Below are 15,516 nucleotides of genomic sequence, written 5' to 3' on the forward strand. Positions count from 1 at the left end.
GGGGAGGCGTTACCGGAACCCATGATGTTGGGTGGTACCTTTCCGGTAGTATAGAAGATGGTGAGTTCTTCGCTATCCAGACTGGAAACGGAAAGCCCGTTCGGGTCGTCAGGTTTGGCACTCCGCCACCTCCTACAATTGCACTTTTAGAGGGTGGTGCTTATACTCCTTGGGACCTTGACCTTTTTAGAAGGGAAAGCGGTAACTTTGCCTTGATTGGTGCAGCGATGGATGCCGGTCATCTTGCGGCTCCCGATGCTCTCCCGGATGGGAAAGGCACCTTGACAGGATATGTCAAGCTCGACAATGTTTACAGTTATAGCGGCATAACTCGTAAGGGCGTTGGCAGTCTCACAATCGACGCCGATTTCGGTGCAGGGACGGTCACGACAACGGCAAGCCAATTTGTACGGGAATCTGACGGCGGGCGTCTTAGGGGGACTCTCAGAGGTCATGGAACGATCGATCGAACGACGATCAGCAGCACCCTGGATGGTGATCTTAATGGACCTGGTGGTGTTTACGTTTATTACGATGCCGATCTGGCAGGCAAGGTGTACGATGACGATGGTACATTGTTGGTGCATGGAGCACTGACAGGAACCGTTAAGTCAAACCACTTCAGCCTTGTAAGTCTTGTCAGTGACATTGAAGGCGGAGAGTTCTACGCCGTCCAGAACGATGTACAGTGATCCGGGACGTGCAGGCGGCACTGCCGCCTGCACGTTTCCTCCTTCTTCTTGACCGCCTCCCGAAGACCGGTCAGGTCAGGATGTTGCGGAAGAACCGAACTCCACCGAACTCCCTGAACCTCCGCGCCTGAAACACCGGTCTTCGCCGTATAGCCAACGCCCCTCTCGGTCAACGACCGCCCGGCGGGAGCTGTGGTCGCTTGCCTGCGTTGCCGCTGATCCCGGCACCGACTTCCGGGACGCAGACCTCCAAGTCTTCGCCTGCACCCCCGACGACACGATTGCGGCGCACGGCGTCTATCCCGACCTGATCGGACGTGAAGTTGCAGGCCTCAAGGACGTCGACGGGCGCCATTTCGCCCAGGAGATTCTGGAACGGGCGACGCCCTAAGGCACCTGGGTCAACGACAAACGGCTCGACCCGGAGACCGGCAACATTGAGCCGAAGTCGAGCTCGGTGGTGTGCCACGCCGGATACATCTTTGGTTGCGGTATCTGCAAACCCTGGCACCGTCCGGGCTCGAAAATCGACATGATCCATGGTCAAATCCGGGGCATGGCGGTGCCTGAGACGCTGATGTCCGGTTGTTATCCTGCGGTCGGATGTTAGACTGTCAGCTTCCGTTCCCATTATCCGTTCCGGAGCGTGGCGCTCAGGGAAAATTCATGAACCTCCACGAATATCAGGCGAAGCAGGTCCTCGCGTCACACGGCGTTGCCGTACCGCGGGGCGAGGTCGCCGGCTCGGGCGACGAAGCTGTCGCAGGGGCCAGGAAACTCGGTGGCGACCTCTGGGTCGTCAAGGCGCAGGTCCACGCCGGCGGGCGCGGCAAGGCAGGCGGCATCAAGGTGTGCCGCAGTCACGATGAGATCCGCGAGGCCGCTGACGGCATGATCGGCGTTACGCTCGTGACCCATCAGACCGGCCCCGAAGGCAAACCGATCCACAAGGTGTATGTCGAGGAAGGGTCCGACATTGCGCGCGAACTCTATCTCGCGCTTCTGGTGGACCGTGCCTCAAGCCGGATTGCCGTGATCGCCTCGACCGAGGGCGGCATGGATATCGAGGAGGTCGCGTCCAGGACACCTGAGAAGATCATCACGCTGACGGTCGATCCCGCGAGTGGCTTGCAGCCGTTCCACGGGCGCCGTCTCGCGGCCGCGCTGAAGCTCGAGGGCGATCAGGTCAGGCAGGCCGGAAAGCTTCTGGGCGCGATGTACGAGACCTTCCTCGCGTCGGACGCCAGCCTGCTGGAGATCAACCCGCTGGTCGTGACAGGCGCGAGCGATCTCACCGTGCTCGACTGCAAGTTCAACATTGATTCGAACGCTCTCTTCCGCCGCCAGTCCCTGGTCGAGATGCGCGACGAGAGCCAGGAGGATCCGACCGAGCTCGAAGCCCAGGAGGTTGGCCTCAACTACGTCAAGCTCGACGGCAACATCGGCTGCATGGTGAACGGTGCCGGTCTCGCCATGGCGACGATGGATATCTGCAAGCTCGCTGGTGGCGAGCCCGCGAACTTTCTGGACGTCGGCGGTGGCGCGACCAAGGAACAGGTCGCTTCGGCCTTCCGGATCATCGTGTCGGACCCCAACGTCCAGGCGATCCTGGTCAACATCTTCGGCGGCATCATGCGCTGCGACGTGATCGCCGAAGGCATCGTCGCCGCGGCCAGGGAGCTTGATCTTCAGGTTCCCGTGGTCGTTCGGCTCGAAGGCACCAATGTCGATCAGGGCAAGGCCATTCTCGCCGGGAGCGGGTTGGCGCTGACGCCGGCCGACGATCTGTCTGATGCCGCGGCCAAGGCCGTCGCCGCCATCAAGGGAGGCGCATGATGGCCGTTCTCGTCAACCGGGACACGAAGGTTCTGGTCCAGGGTTTCACGGGCAAGACCGGCACGTTCCATTCCGAACAGGCGATTGCCTACGGCACCCGGGTGGTCGGTGGTGTCACGCCCGGCCGCGGCGGCCAGGCCCATCTGGATCGTCCGGTGTTCGACACGGTGACAGCTTGCGTCGAGGCGACCGGTGCCAACGCGTCGGTGATCTACGTTCCGCCGCCCTTCGCCGCGGACTCGATCCTTGAAGCGATCGATGCCGGCGTGCCGCTGATCGTTGCCATCACGGAAGGCATACCGGTGCTCGACATGGTGCGTGTGAAGCGTGCGCTGCAGGGTTCCGGCTCGCGCCTGATTGGGCCGAACTGCCCCGGCGTCATCACACCCGACGAGTGCAAGATCGGTATCATGCCCGGCCACATCCACCAGCGCGGCAAGATCGGCATCGTCTCCCGCTCAGGCACGCTGACCTATGAGGGCGTGCACCAGACCACGGCCGCCAGCCTTGGACAGACCACCTGTATCGGCATCGGTGGCGACCCGGTCAATGGCACCAACTTCATCGATTGCCTGGAGATGTTCCTGGGCGACGACGAGACCGAAGGCATCATCATGATCGGTGAGATCGGTGGATCGGCCGAGGAAGAGGCCGCCGATTTCATCAGGGCCGACAGCCGTAAGAAACCGATCACCGGGTTCATTGCCGGTGTCACAGCGCCTCCGGGCCGTCGCATGGGCCATGCCGGTGCGATCATCTCGGGCGGCAAGGGCAAGGCCGAGGACAAGATCGAGGCGATGAAAAGCGCCGGATTTCATATCGCGGATTCGCCGGCGAGCCTGGGCACCACCATGCTCGCGGCGATGAAGGGTTAAAGAGGGGCACAAGGTGGAGGCCGCCGGAGACGGCGGAAAGCGTGCATGGCACAGCGGATCGACGAGCTCTCGTGCCTTTACGGTACCAACGCGAACTATATTGAGGGGCTCTACGCCCGCTACAAGACCGATCCCGGGACGGTCGACGAGTCTTGGCGTGAGGTCTTCGACGACCTCGCCGCCGACGATGCCTCTATCCTCGCCGAGCTCGAGCCGGGCCGTGCCGCCCAGCGCGTGCAGAACCTCGACGACGAGCCCGAGGGCTTCGGCTTTCTGCCTGATGGCGGCCACGGCGGCGCGCCCGCCACGGTCATGCAGGCTCCGGCCTGGGCGCCCGCGCCGGGCAGCCGGGAGTCGGTCGCCGAGTTCGCCTTGGCGCGTGACAGCATCCGCATCCTCATGATGATCCGCGCCTATCGGGTGCGCGGTCATCTCGCGGCCAATCTCGATCCCCTGGGCATCGAGGGCAGCCGTCACCATCCCGAGCTCGACCCCAAGAGCTACGGCTTCACCGAGGAAGACTACGGTCGCGAGTTCTTCGTCGACGGCGTGCTCGGGTTCCAGCGCGCGACGTTGCAACAGATCCTTGATGCCGCCCGCAAGACCTATTGCGGCACGATCGGTGTTGAGTTCATGCATATCCAGTCGCCGCAAGAGAAGTCCTGGATCCAGCGCAAGTTCGAGGGCACCCGGTCCGACGCGGAACTCGGCCCCGAAGAGAAGAAGCGCGTGCTCTCCGAGATCTATCGCTCCGAGGGTTTCGAGCGGTTCCTGTCGATCAAGTATCCGGGCTCCAAGCGGTTCTCGCTCGAGGGCGGAGAGAGCACGATTGCCGCGATGGAAACGATCATCCGCACCGCCGCCCGCCAGGGTGTCGAGGAGATCGTGCTCGGCATGCCTCATCGCGGCCGGCTGAACGTCCTGACCAACGTCATGGGCAAGTCCTACGCCCAGGTCTTCTCGGAGTTCCAGGGAGAGGTGGCCCACCCCGACGCGGTCGAGGGCTCGGGCGACGTGAAGTACCACCTCGGCACCTCGTCGGATCGTCAGGTCGCCGACGGCCGGTCGATCCACCTCTCGCTCACCGCGAACCCCTCCCATCTGGAGGCGGTCAATCCGGTGGTCGAGGGCAAGGTGCGCGCCAAGCAGACCATGCGCGACGACCAGGACCGCAAGGAGGTCATGGCAATTCTGTTGCACGGCGATGCCGCCTTCGCGGGCCAGGGGCTGGTCGCCGAAACGCTCGGTATGTCGGAACTGCGCGGCTACAGGACCGGCGGCACGATCCACATCATCGTCAACAACCAGATCGGCTTCACGACAAGCCCGCGCTTCTCGCGCTCATCGCCCTATCCCAGCGATGTGGCCAAGATGGTCTCCGCGCCGATCTTCCACGTGAACGGCGACGACCCCGAGGCCGTTGTCCACGTCTCGAAGCTCGCCATGAAGTTCCGCCAGGAGTTCGGCCGCGACGTCGTGATCGACATCTTCTGCTATCGCCGCCACGGCCACAACGAAGGCGACGAGCCGGCATTCACCCAGCCGCTGATGTACCGTACGATCGCGAAACACCCCACGACGAAGCAGCTCTATACGGAGCGCCTGATCGCCGAAGGCGTGATCACGCCCAGGGAAGCCGACCAGATGATCCAGGACTTCAACGCGCATCTCGATTCCGACCTTGAGGCCAGTCAGGGCTACAAGATCAACAAGGTCGACCGGCTCGAGGGTGTCTGGTCCGGTCTTGAGGTTGCCGATCGCGGTGGCGCCCGACGCGGCAAGACAGCCGTGCCGATGGAGGAGTTCAAGGCCGTCGGTAAGGCGATCGCGAGCTATCCGGAGACGCTCAACGTCCACAGCAAGCTCAAGCGCATTCTCGACCAGCGCCGCGAGATGATCGAAAGCGGCAAGGGCATCGACTGGGCGACGGCCGAGGCCCTGGCGTTCGGCACGCTCTGCTACGAACGGGCGAATGTGCGCCTCAGCGGTCAGGACTGCGGACGTGGCACCTTCAGTCAGCGTCATTCGGTTCTGGTTGACCAGATGACCGAAGAGCGTTTTGTTCCACTCAACAACATCAGCGCCGATCAGGGCCGCTACGAGGTGATCGACAGCATGCTGTCGGAGGCCGGCATTCTCGGCTTCGAGTACGGCTACAGTCTCGCCGACCCGTCGGCGCTGGTGCTGTGGGAGGCGCAGTTCGGCGACTTCGCCAACGGCGCGCAGGTCATCGTCGATCAGTTCCTGACGGCGGGCGAAAGCAAGTGGTTCCGCATGTCCGGTCTGGTCATGCTGCTGCCGCACGGCTTCGAGGGGCAGGGACCCGAGCACAGCTCGGGACGGCCCGAGCGCTACCTGCAGCTTGCCGCCGAAGACAACCTGCAGATCGCCAACTGCACGACGCCGTCGAGCTACTTCCACATTCTGCGCCGACAGATGAAGCGGAAGTTCCGCAAGCCGCTGATCATCTTCACGCCGAAGTCGCTGCTGCGTCACAAGCGCTGCGTCTCGAGCGCCGATGAATTCATCGGGGACACCCAGTTCCACCGTTCGCTGTGGGAGCTCGACGATGCGAGCCACGGCAAGGACATGGAGCGGGTCATCCTGTGCACCGGCAAGGTCTATTACGACCTGCTCGGAAAGCGCGACGCGCTCGGCCTGAAGAACGTGACGTTCATCCGGCTAGAGCAGATCTCGCCGTTCCCGCTCGATGCCCTGCAGGAAGCGGTGAACTACTACCCCAACGCCCAGTTCATCTGGTGCCAGGAGGAACCGCGCAACATGGGCGCGTGGAACTTCGTGCGCGACAAGATCGAGCAGGCGATGGAGTGCGGCGAGCTCAAGATGCAGCTTCCGCGTTATGTCGGCCGACCCGAGGCGGCGTCGCCCGCGACCGGTTACATCCGCGTGCACGAGCGCGAGCAGGATGCGCTCGTGACTGCCGCGCTCACCGAGTAAGCCCTGGACACCTAACAGGACGGAAGGTCGCCATGCCGGTTGAAATCACGGTCCCCCAGCTTGGAGAATCGGTGTCGGAGGCGACGGTCGCGACCTGGTTCAAGAAGAAGGGCGAAGCGGTCGTTCAGGACGAGCCGCTGGTCGAACTGGAGACCGACAAGGTCACCATGGAAGTTTTCGCGCCCGCGACGGGTGTGCTCGCCGATGTGCTCTTCGATGAGGGCTCGGATGTCGAGGTCGGCGCCGTTCTCGGACGTGTCGAAGCCAGCGATGCGCCGGCTGTGGCGCCGGCCGCCGAGGAAGCGCCCGCGCCCGCAGCGTCAGAACCCGCGCCGGCTGAGGCCCTGCCGCTCTCGCCGGCCGTACGCAAGATGGTCGAGGAGCACGGTCTCGATCCCGCGAAGATCCCGGGCACGGGCAAGGATGGTCGTCTGGTGAAGGCCGATGTTCAGGTCTATCTCGATGGCACCGCCGAGACAGGGGCGCCGCCCGCCGCACCCGCTCCTGTCCCGCAGCCGACCCCGGCACCCGCGCCGCGCGAGCGCGTGGCCATCGCACCAAGCGAGCCTGATCCCGAGGGCCGTGAGGAGCGGGTAAGGATGACCCGCCTCAGGAAGCGCATTGCCGAACGGCTCAAGGCGGCCCAGGACACGGCCGCCATGCTGACGACCTTCAACGAGGTCGACATGTCGCACGTCATGGCCACCCGCAAGGAGTATCAGGAGCGTTTCGAGAAGAAGCACGGCGTGCGCCTGGGCTTCATGTCGTTCTTCGTGAAGGCGGCGATCCAGGCGCTCAAGGACATCCCGGCGGTCAATGGCGAGATCGCGGGCGATGAGATCGTCTACAAGCACTACTACCACATCGGCGTTGCGGTCAGTTCGCCCCAGGGCCTTGTGGTGCCGGTGCTGCGTGACGCCGACCAGATGTCGTTCGCCGGGATCGAAAGGACGATCGGCGACATGGGCCGCAAGGCGCGCGACGGCAAGCTGGTGCCCAATGATCTGACCGGCGGCACATTCACGATCTCCAACGGCGGCATCTTCGGCTCGCTCATGTCGACGCCGATCCTGAACCCGCCGCAGTCGGGCATCCTCGGCATGCACAAGATCCAGCCGCGCCCGGTCGCGGTCGACGGCGAGGTCGTGGTGCGTCCGATGATGTATCTCGCGCTGTCCTACGATCACCGCATCATCGACGGTCGCGAGGCCGTGACCTTCCTGGTGCGCATCAAGGACGCCATCGAAGACCCGCAGCGCCTGCTGTTGGAGATTTAGGACGGGGCCGCCAGCCACCGCGCTGGGAGTCTCCGGTGTCTTCTTCGACCGACGTCACGTTGCACCTGCCCTGCGGCAAGATCGCGTCCGGCAAGTCGACGCTTGTGCGGCACCTGGCGAAGCATCCGGGAACGTTGCCGATCAGCGAGGATCACTGGATGTCAGCGGGGCCGATTTCGAGGAGTTCACGCGCCACTTTGTGCCTCCGACACCGGAGGAAGGTTTCAACGTTTTGCGCTGTGCAGCATGAACCGGGACGCGGGCGTATGCTGATCGCCTGATGTGGCAGGATAGAAGCCGTTGCGCGCACGGTTTATGAGGAGAATGAAGGACGCAAGGGAGGTCGCCATGGCCGAGCAGGAGTTTGATGTCATTGTGATCGGGTCGGGACCCGGCGGCTACGTCTGCGCCATCCGCTGTGCGCAGCTTGGCCTTCGCACCGCCTGTGTCGAGAAGCGCGCAACGCTCGGCGGCACCTGCCTCAACATCGGCTGCATTCCCTCGAAGGCACTGTTGCAGTCGTCCGAGCTGTTTCATCAGGCCAATGGCCATCTGGGCCTGCACGGCGTGAAGGTCTCCGGCGTCGAACTCGACCTTCCGGCCATGATGAAGCGCAAGGACAAGGTGGTCGACACGCTGACCAGGGGAATCGCCGGGCTGTTCAAGAAGAACAGGATCACCCATCTTGCGGGCACCGGACGGATTGTCGATGGCCGCACGGTCGATGTCGACGGCAGGCAGCATACCACCGCGAACATCATCGTCGCGACGGGCTCCGATGTTGCGACCCTGCCCGGCATCGAGATCGACGAGGAGCGCATCGTCAGTTCGACAGGCGCTCTGGCGCTGTCCGAGGTGCCCAGGCGTATGATCGTCATCGGCGGCGGCATCATCGGACTTGAGCTGGGTTCGGTCTGGAGCCGTCTGGGATCCGAGGTCACGGTGGTCGAGTTCCTTGATCGCATCGCGCCTGGTATCGACGCCGAGATCGCCAGCGAGCTCCGGAAGCTGCTCAAGAAGCAGGGCCTTAACTTCAAGCTCGGGTCGAAGGTGACCGACGTGAAGACGCTCAAGAAGGAGCTCAAGGTCTCGGTCGAACCTGCAGCCGGTGGAGATGCGGAGAGCATTGCCTGTGATGTCGTCCTGATGTCCGTCGGCCGCCGGCCCTGCACCGACGGTCTCTGCCTCGCCGAAGCGGGCGTCGCCATGGACGACTGGGGACGGGTTGAGATCGACGGCCACTTCGCGACGACCGTGCCCGGCATCTATGCCATTGGCGACTGCGTGAAGGGTGCCATGCTGGCGCACAAGGCCGAGGACGAGGGCATGGCGGTTGCCGAGATCATCGCGGGCCAGGCCGGCCACGTGAACTATGACACCATTCCCGGTGTCGTTTACACCGAGCCCGAAGCCGCGTCGGTCGGCAAGATGGAAGACGAACTCAAGGAGGCGGGCGTCGACTACAAGATCGGCAAATTCCCCATGCTGGCAAACAGCCGCGCGCGGACCTGCGACCAGACCGGCGGCCTGGTGAAGATCCTCGCCGATGCCAGGACCGATCGTGTTCTGGGTGTGCATATCCTCGGCAGTGGCGCGGGAGAACTGATCGCCGAAGCGGCTGTCGCCATGGAGTTCGGTGCGTCGTCCGAAGACATCGCGCGCACCTGTCACGCCCACCCGACCTTTTCCGAGGCCGTGCGTGAGGCGGCGCTCGCCGTCGACAAGCGGGCGATTCACTTCTAGTCCGTTACGGTTCCTTTCGTTCGCGCCGGCAGGCGACCGCTTGCCAGCCGCCGTTGCCGTGCTGTCATGACCGCTCGCCAAACACATCGAAAGCCGTCCCGTTCTGCTGGTCGCTCTGCTGTGCCTGACGCAGTCCCTGGCGATGACCGGTTTCTCGACATACTGGTCGATGCTGACCGTCGTGCAGCCGATCTGGGGAATGTCGAACGAGCCGGTCGGCTGGGTCTCGGGCATCATCTTCGGCGGCTATGTGCTGCTGGCGCCGCCCGGCCATCGCGGCGCCACCATGGCGGTTCATGTGGTCGTGGGTTTCAGCGGCGTCCGGTTCGGGCCGATGCTGGCCGGCATCGCGCTCGACGTCTCCGGCGGTCAAACATCGGTGCAGGCGTGGGGGCTGACGTTGACGCTGATCGGCGGCTTCGGTCTTCTGGGACTGGCCAGCTTGCTGCCGCTCGGCCGTCAGGCGCGCGGGTGCGCGTTGCGGTAGACCTCAAGCAGGCCTTCGGTGTCGACATCGGTGTAACGCTGTGTCGTCGACAGGCTCGCGTGGCCCAGCAACTCCTGGATCGTCCTGAGATCCGCGCCGCCACCCAGCAGGTGGGTTGCGAAGCTGTGGCGCATGGCGTGCGGTGTGGCGCTCGACGGCAGCCCCAGCATGGTCCTGATCTCGCGGAACCGGCGCTGGGCAACACCCGGGTTGAGACGTTTGCCTTTCACACCGATGAAGAGCGGGGCATCGCGCGGCGCGCCGTCGGGCCGGTGCGCCAGATAGGCCTCAAGCGCCTGTTTCACGCGTGGCAGCAGTGGCACCACCCGTTCCTTGCCGCCCTTACCGACGATCCGCATGGTATCGCCCGCGTCCCGAACCTGGCCGATGTCGAGCGACAGTGCCTCGCCGATCCGCAGCCCGCCGCCGTAGAGCAGCATCAGCAGCGCGAGGTCGCGCCGGGCGAGCCATGGCGGCTGGTCGGGATCGTCGGCCAGCGCGAGAACGTCGGTCGATTCGTCCGAGGTGAGCGGCCGCGGCACCTGGCGCGGCAGCTTCGGCGCCCGCACCGCCTCCATGGCCGGATTGGAAACCAGGCCCTGACGATTGAGATAACGATAGAAGCTCCTGACCGCCGAGAGCGACCGCGCGGTCGAGGTCCTGGCGAGACCGCGGCGCGTCCGGTCGGCCAGCCATGCGCGGAAGTCGGCGGGCTTCAGGCTGGCAAGCGTCTTGAGATCAGCTGCTGCCCCGCGATGTTCGGCGACGAAACCGAGGAAGCGCACGAGGTCGCGTGTATAGGCTTCGATCGTGTGTCTGGAGGCGCGCCGCTCGCTGGCGAGCTGTTCCCGCCAGGTCGTGACGGTGTCGTCGAGAGAGGCGGTCAGAGCGGCAGCCCCAGTTTCTTGCGCAGGCAACGGTCGAGAACGTTGGCCAGGAACCGATAGAGCCCGACGGGATCACCCGGCTGGAAGTGTTCGGGATGGCGCGATCCCAGAGCCAGCACCCCGGGCGGAAGGCCGTTGTTGCCGCCGAACCGCGCCAGGGTTTCGGACGTCACCAAGGTCGCTGCACCCTTGAAGAGCGTCTCGTCCGCATGGGCCGGCGAGCGGATGATGACGTCCCGGTCGTCATCCATCAGCTGGTCGACGGTGCCCTGAACGACACAGCGGACGCCGCAGGTGACACGGGCCTCACCGCCCGGGCATTCGGTCTCGACGGCAAGCGTGACGACGTCGACGCCCAGCAGGATGGCGAGGTCGGAGGTGACGATCTCGATCAGGTGGTCGAGGTCGCACCCCCCGATCATGGCGAGCGCGCCGGCATGCACACGGTTTTCCAGCGAACGCTCGCGCCGCGTGCGGGCGACCAGTTCACCCTGTTCGGCACGGATGCCCACGGCTTCTTCCCGCAGACGCTGGATCATGTGCGCCTGCAGGTCCTGGACGTTGTCGCCCATTGCGCGGCTGGGCGGCACCAAGGCATCGAGCAGTCCGCGGCGCTGATTCAGGAAGTCCGGATTGTCCCGTAGATAGGCCTCGACCGTCTCCGCAGACAGGTCCTCGCTCGCGGCGGTCTGTGCGGTATCCGGTTTGCTGGCCATAACGGATCGCGACCTAGAGGATCGCCTGACCGGTCTTCTGCCAGTCGGCAAGGAAGGCCGCGAGACCCTTGTCGGTCAGGGTATGGTTGGCGAGCTTGCGCAGCACGTCGGGCGGCAGAGTCGCGACATCGGCACCGATCATCGCCGCCTGCTTGAGATGGATCGGCGTGCGGATCGAGGCCACCAGGATCTCGGTGTCGAGCGCGGCATAGTTGTCGTAGATCGTCTTGATCTCGGCGATCAGCTTCATGCCGTCATGGCCTATGTCTTCGAGTCGGCCGACGAACGGCGAGATGAAGGTCGCGCCGGCCTTGGCTGCCAGCAGGGCCTGGCTGGCGGAGAAGCAGAGCGTCACGTTGACCCGGGTGCGGGCCGCCGAGAGTGCCTTGCAGGTCTTCAGGCCATCCCAGGTGAGCGGCACCTTGATCGTGATGTTCGGCGCCACTGCCGCGAGCTTGCGGCCTTCGGCCAGCATCGTCTCATGATCGGTGGCGGTGACCTCGGCGCTCACAGGCCCGGGTACGATGTCGCAGATCTCCTTCAGCACTTCCACGAAGTCACGCCCGGTCTTGGCAACGAGCGACGGATTGGTGGTAACGCCATCCACCATGCCGGTCGCGGCGAGGTCGCGGATCTCGTCCACATCGGCGGTATCGACAAAGAACTTCATGAAGCGGCTTCCGGTTCCCGAACGTGTTGTTGATGACTTGGCGGCGAAGCCATTGCGACCGCGCCGCTGCATGGCAAAGTGTAGCGGATGCCTCAGGATAATGCCACAGAACCGGCGCATGACGAGGGCCTGAAAACGGTGAAGGTCCTGCTGCCTTTGCCGGTTCCGGGTCCCTACGACTATGCAGTGCCCCACGATCTCGATGCGACCGAGGGCGCGATCGTCCGCGTGCCGCTCGGCATGCGCGAAGTGACCGGTGTCGTCTGGGGCGAGGGCGACGGTGAGGTCGCGATCGAGAAGTTGCGGGCCATCGTGGCAGTCAAGGACGTGCCGCCGCTGAGCGATGCAATGCGTGCCTTCATCTCATGGGTTGCGCGTTACACGATGAGCAGCGAGGCGAACGTGTTGCGCATGGTGCTGCGCGTACCTGACGCGCTTGACCCGCCGAAGCCGATCCGTGCGCTCCGAGCGACGGGGCGGGAGCCCGAGCGTGTCACACCGTCACGCCGCCGTGTGCTGGAACTGATGGCCGACGGCTACGCGCGGCTTGCCCGCGACGTAACCGTTGAAGCAGGCGTCGGCGCATCGGTGCCGAAGGGGCTGGTGTCAGCCGGCGCGCTCGAGGAGGTCACCCTTCCGCACCGCATCGCTGTCACGCCGCCCGATCCCGAAGCCGGGGGGCCCGCGCTCTCCGACGATCAGGCCCGTGCCGCGACGGTGCTTGGTGAAGCGGTCGAACGAAACGCCTTCGACACGATCGTGCTGGAGGGGGTCACAGGCTCCGGCAAGACAGAGGTTTACTTCGATACCATCGCGCGGGTCCTCGAAGCCGGCAGGCAGGCACTCGTGCTCCTGCCGGAGATTGCGCTCAGTGCCCAGTTCCTGGAACGCTTCGAGGCCCACTTCGGTGCCGAACCCGCCGTCTGGCATTCCGATGTGTCCCACAGGCTCCGTCGCGATGTCTGGCGCGGGATCGCGACCGGCGAGGTCCGCGTGGTCGTCGGTGCGCGTTCGGCGCTCTACCTGCCCTTCCGGGAACTCGGCCTGATCGTTGTCGACGAGGAACACGACGGCTCCTACAAGCAGGATGACGGCGTCTGCTACCACGCCCGCGATATGGCGGTGGTGCGTGCGTCGCTGGAAGCCCTTCCCATCGTGCTCTGTTCGGCGACGCCGTCGCTCGAGACTCTGGCCAATATCGATCGCGGCCGGTACCGCCACATCAATCTGCCGAGCCGGCACGCCGGGGCCGCCATGCCGACGGTGGAGACGGTGGACATGACCAGGGCCGGCACCGAGCGGGGCCGGTGGCTCTCGCCGCCTCTGGTCGCGGCGCTGACGGTCTGTCGGGAGACCGGCGAACAGGCCTTGCTTTATCTCAACCGGCGCGGCTATGCGCCGTTGACCCTGTGCCGGACCTGCGGACACCGGATCGCGTGTCCCAACTGTTCCGCCTGGATGGTTGAACACCGCCACCGCGGGCGCCTGCAATGCCATCACTGCGGCACCTGGACGCCGCGACCCGAGACCTGTCCGGCATGCGGCAATACGGATTCCCTCGTTGCCTGCGGGCCCGGCGTCGAGCGGCTGGCCGAGGAGGTCGCCGAACGTTTCCCCGACGCCCGGGTCGAGATCATGGCGTCGGACACGCTGATGAGGCCCGCCGACGTCGCGGCCATGGTCGCCAGGATCGAGAAGGGCGAGCTCGACATTCTGATCGGCACCCAAGTCGCCGCAAAGGGGCATCATTTCCCGATGCTCACGCTGGTCGGCGTGGTCGATGCCGATCTTGGTCTCGACGGCGGCGATCCCCGTGCCATGGAGCGCACCTGGCAGCTCTTGCACCAGGTCGCCGGCCGGGCCGGGCGTGAGGAACGGCCGGGCCGGGTGCTTCTGCAGACCTTCGAGCCGCGACATCCGGTCATGCAGGCGCTGGTCTCGGGCGATCGCGATCGGTTCCTCGAGCGGGAGAAGCGCGGCCGCGAGGAGGCCGGGATGCCGCCCTATGGGCGCCTCGCCGGGATCGTCGTATCTGGTACCGACGAGGCCGAAGTGCGGCGCCTTGCTCACGATCTTGCCCGGAACGCACCGCACGGGCCGGGTATTGACACCTTCGGTCCCGCACCTGCGCCGCTCTCGCTGCTCCGGGGCCGTTTCCGCTGGCGGCTGCTGGTCAAGGCGGGCCGCGATGTCGCACTCCAGAATGCCCTGAGAACATGGCTGGAGCCGGTCCGCCTGCGGGGCAGCATGAGGCTGCAGGTCGATGTCGATCCTCTGGGCTTTCTTTGAGCCGATCTGCGATCCCGCGCCACCTCAGACTTGCAAGTGTCACGGGCAGAGCCTTGCCATGGTGGAAGGCTTTTGATTTCGTTCGAATCGCGCACCCGCGGACCGGCAAGCCCAAGTAGATCGCGACTCTTTCCTTGCGCAACTGGCTAACATTTCGTACCCTGTCTACTCGTATTGATTGAAGGAGGGTTTTATGGGAGCCAAGCGTAAGCGGTCGATTGTCAAGGACAAGTACGGTTTTGTGGAAGGCGAAGGCCCGTCCAAGATTGCGGCGGAACTTGCTAGGAGGCCGATGACCAAGAAGGAAATCGACACGTTCTACAGCAACAATTCCCGCTACGGCCCTAAGTACAAGAACATGCCGAAGTTTAAGGCTGTTCTGAACAAGAACGGTTTCAAGCTGGAGCGCTCCGGCTCGGGTAGTCAAATGACTTACAGGATTATCGAGAACTAGGCAAATCTCGAGTCAGTATGTTCTTGGATAAAGAGGCGGGTATCTAACCCGCCCCTTTTCCTTGAGCAATACACAATACAATAGTCACGTTACATAATAAACATAATAACTCGTCTATGGAGGTTGGCGTCGTAACCGATTCCTGGAGTCTGTACTGGATCTCGTTGCGCTCATACAAGATGGTTTCGCGTCGTTCGTGTATCTGGCTTTTCCGGTCTGTTGCTTGGCGCGCTCAATGGTCTTGAGCCCGGGCTACAAGACCATGATACAGCATTCGTCGTTGCCGTTCGCGGCACGTCGGACTAGGTCGCCATGCTTGGTCTCTCTGCCATCGTGTCTCACAGCATCATTGTTTGGGTACTCGCGCTCTGTGCGCTCAGCTACGGCGACGGGTTGATCGGCGAGAAGTTTGAATCCTGGTTCATGATGGTGGAGGGCGTGCTGATCGTGATCTTCGAGCCGGTGATGGTCTGGCGCATGAAACAGGTAGCGCGTTGTGCTCTGGCGGGCCACTTACATGCAGACATCCTGCTCTCAGACCCCCTAGGCTGCTGCAATCGCGCAAGACGAATGATTCCCGGTGCCGGGTGTCCGGTTCGTTCGGGAATCCGGGCGTTTGGACGAATCCCTCC

12 protein-coding genes are annotated in these 15,516 nt (G+C 64.1%); 9 read left to right on the forward strand and 3 right to left on the reverse strand.

The window, feature by feature from the left end; all coding sequences use genetic code 11:
- The 7 genes from GDA49_01200 to GDA49_01230 form a co-directional block, all read left to right on the forward strand.
- Window positions 1-692: hypothetical protein (locus tag GDA49_01200; protein ID MBC6439037.1), on the forward strand; the 692-nt coding region annotated here is incomplete at its 5' end.
- A 666-nt stretch (window positions 693-1,358) separates the two neighbouring features.
- Window positions 1,359-2,528 (forward strand): ADP-forming succinate--CoA ligase subunit beta, encoded by a 1,170-nt coding sequence (gene sucC, locus GDA49_01205; GenBank protein MBC6439038.1) that lies wholly within the window; start codon window positions 1,359-1,361, stop codon window positions 2,526-2,528.
- A complete protein-coding gene (gene sucD, locus GDA49_01210) occupies window positions 2,528-3,403 on the forward strand; it encodes a succinate--CoA ligase subunit alpha (GenBank protein MBC6439039.1) in 876 nt (291 codons plus the stop codon). Before sucC ends, sucD begins: the two co-directional genes overlap by 1 nt.
- A gap of 45 nt (window positions 3,404-3,448) precedes the next feature.
- Window positions 3,449-6,361: a 2-oxoglutarate dehydrogenase E1 component gene (locus tag GDA49_01215; protein MBC6439040.1), complete on the forward strand. Its 2,913-nt coding sequence runs from the start codon at window positions 3,449-3,451 to the stop codon at window positions 6,359-6,361.
- Window positions 6,362-6,393: 32 nt separating this feature from the next.
- Entirely contained in the window at window positions 6,394-7,638 is a 1,245-nt protein-coding gene (gene odhB, locus GDA49_01220; GenBank protein ID MBC6439041.1) for a 2-oxoglutarate dehydrogenase complex dihydrolipoyllysine-residue succinyltransferase, read from the forward strand.
- Window positions 7,639-7,986: 348 nt separating this feature from the next.
- Window positions 7,987-9,381, forward strand: coding sequence for a dihydrolipoyl dehydrogenase (locus tag GDA49_01225; GenBank protein MBC6439042.1), 1,395 nt, complete (start codon window positions 7,987-7,989; stop codon window positions 9,379-9,381).
- 169 nt (window positions 9,382-9,550) lie between these two features.
- A complete protein-coding gene (locus tag GDA49_01230) occupies window positions 9,551-9,868 on the forward strand; it encodes a hypothetical protein (GenBank protein MBC6439043.1) in 318 nt (105 codons plus the stop codon).
- On the opposite strand, the gene GDA49_01235 is transcribed toward GDA49_01230, so the two are convergent.
- Genes GDA49_01235 through fsa form a run of 3 tightly spaced genes read right to left on the reverse strand, consistent with a single transcriptional unit; the run spans window position 9,841 to window position 12,141 of the window.
- Window positions 9,841-10,755, reverse strand: a complete 915-nt coding sequence (locus tag GDA49_01235; protein MBC6439044.1) for a tyrosine recombinase XerC — start codon at window positions 10,753-10,755, stop codon at window positions 9,841-9,843. The genes GDA49_01230 and GDA49_01235 overlap by 28 nt on opposite strands.
- On the reverse strand, window positions 10,752-11,471 hold the full coding sequence (locus GDA49_01240) for a DUF484 family protein (protein MBC6439045.1): 720 nt from the start codon (window positions 11,469-11,471) through the stop codon (window positions 10,752-10,754). The genes GDA49_01235 and GDA49_01240 overlap by 4 nt, the downstream gene beginning before the upstream one ends.
- 13 nt (window positions 11,472-11,484) lie before the next feature.
- Window positions 11,485-12,141 (reverse strand): fructose-6-phosphate aldolase, encoded by a 657-nt coding sequence (fsa, locus tag GDA49_01245; protein MBC6439046.1) that lies wholly within the window; start codon window positions 12,139-12,141, stop codon window positions 11,485-11,487.
- A gap of 87 nt (window positions 12,142-12,228) precedes the next feature.
- Here fsa and GDA49_01250 point away from each other — a divergent pair, with 87 nt between their 5' ends.
- Window positions 12,229-14,430: a primosomal protein N' gene (locus GDA49_01250; protein ID MBC6439047.1), complete on the forward strand. Its 2,202-nt coding sequence runs from the start codon at window positions 12,229-12,231 to the stop codon at window positions 14,428-14,430.
- Window positions 14,431-14,623: 193 nt separating this feature from the next.
- Window positions 14,624-14,884 (forward strand): hypothetical protein, encoded by a 261-nt coding sequence (locus GDA49_01255; protein MBC6439048.1) that lies wholly within the window; start codon window positions 14,624-14,626, stop codon window positions 14,882-14,884.
- Window positions 14,885-15,516: the final 632 nt, after the last annotated feature.

This window comes from Rhodospirillales bacterium, assembly GCA_014323865.1.
GTDB lineage: Bacteria > Pseudomonadota > Alphaproteobacteria > SP197 > SP197 > SP197.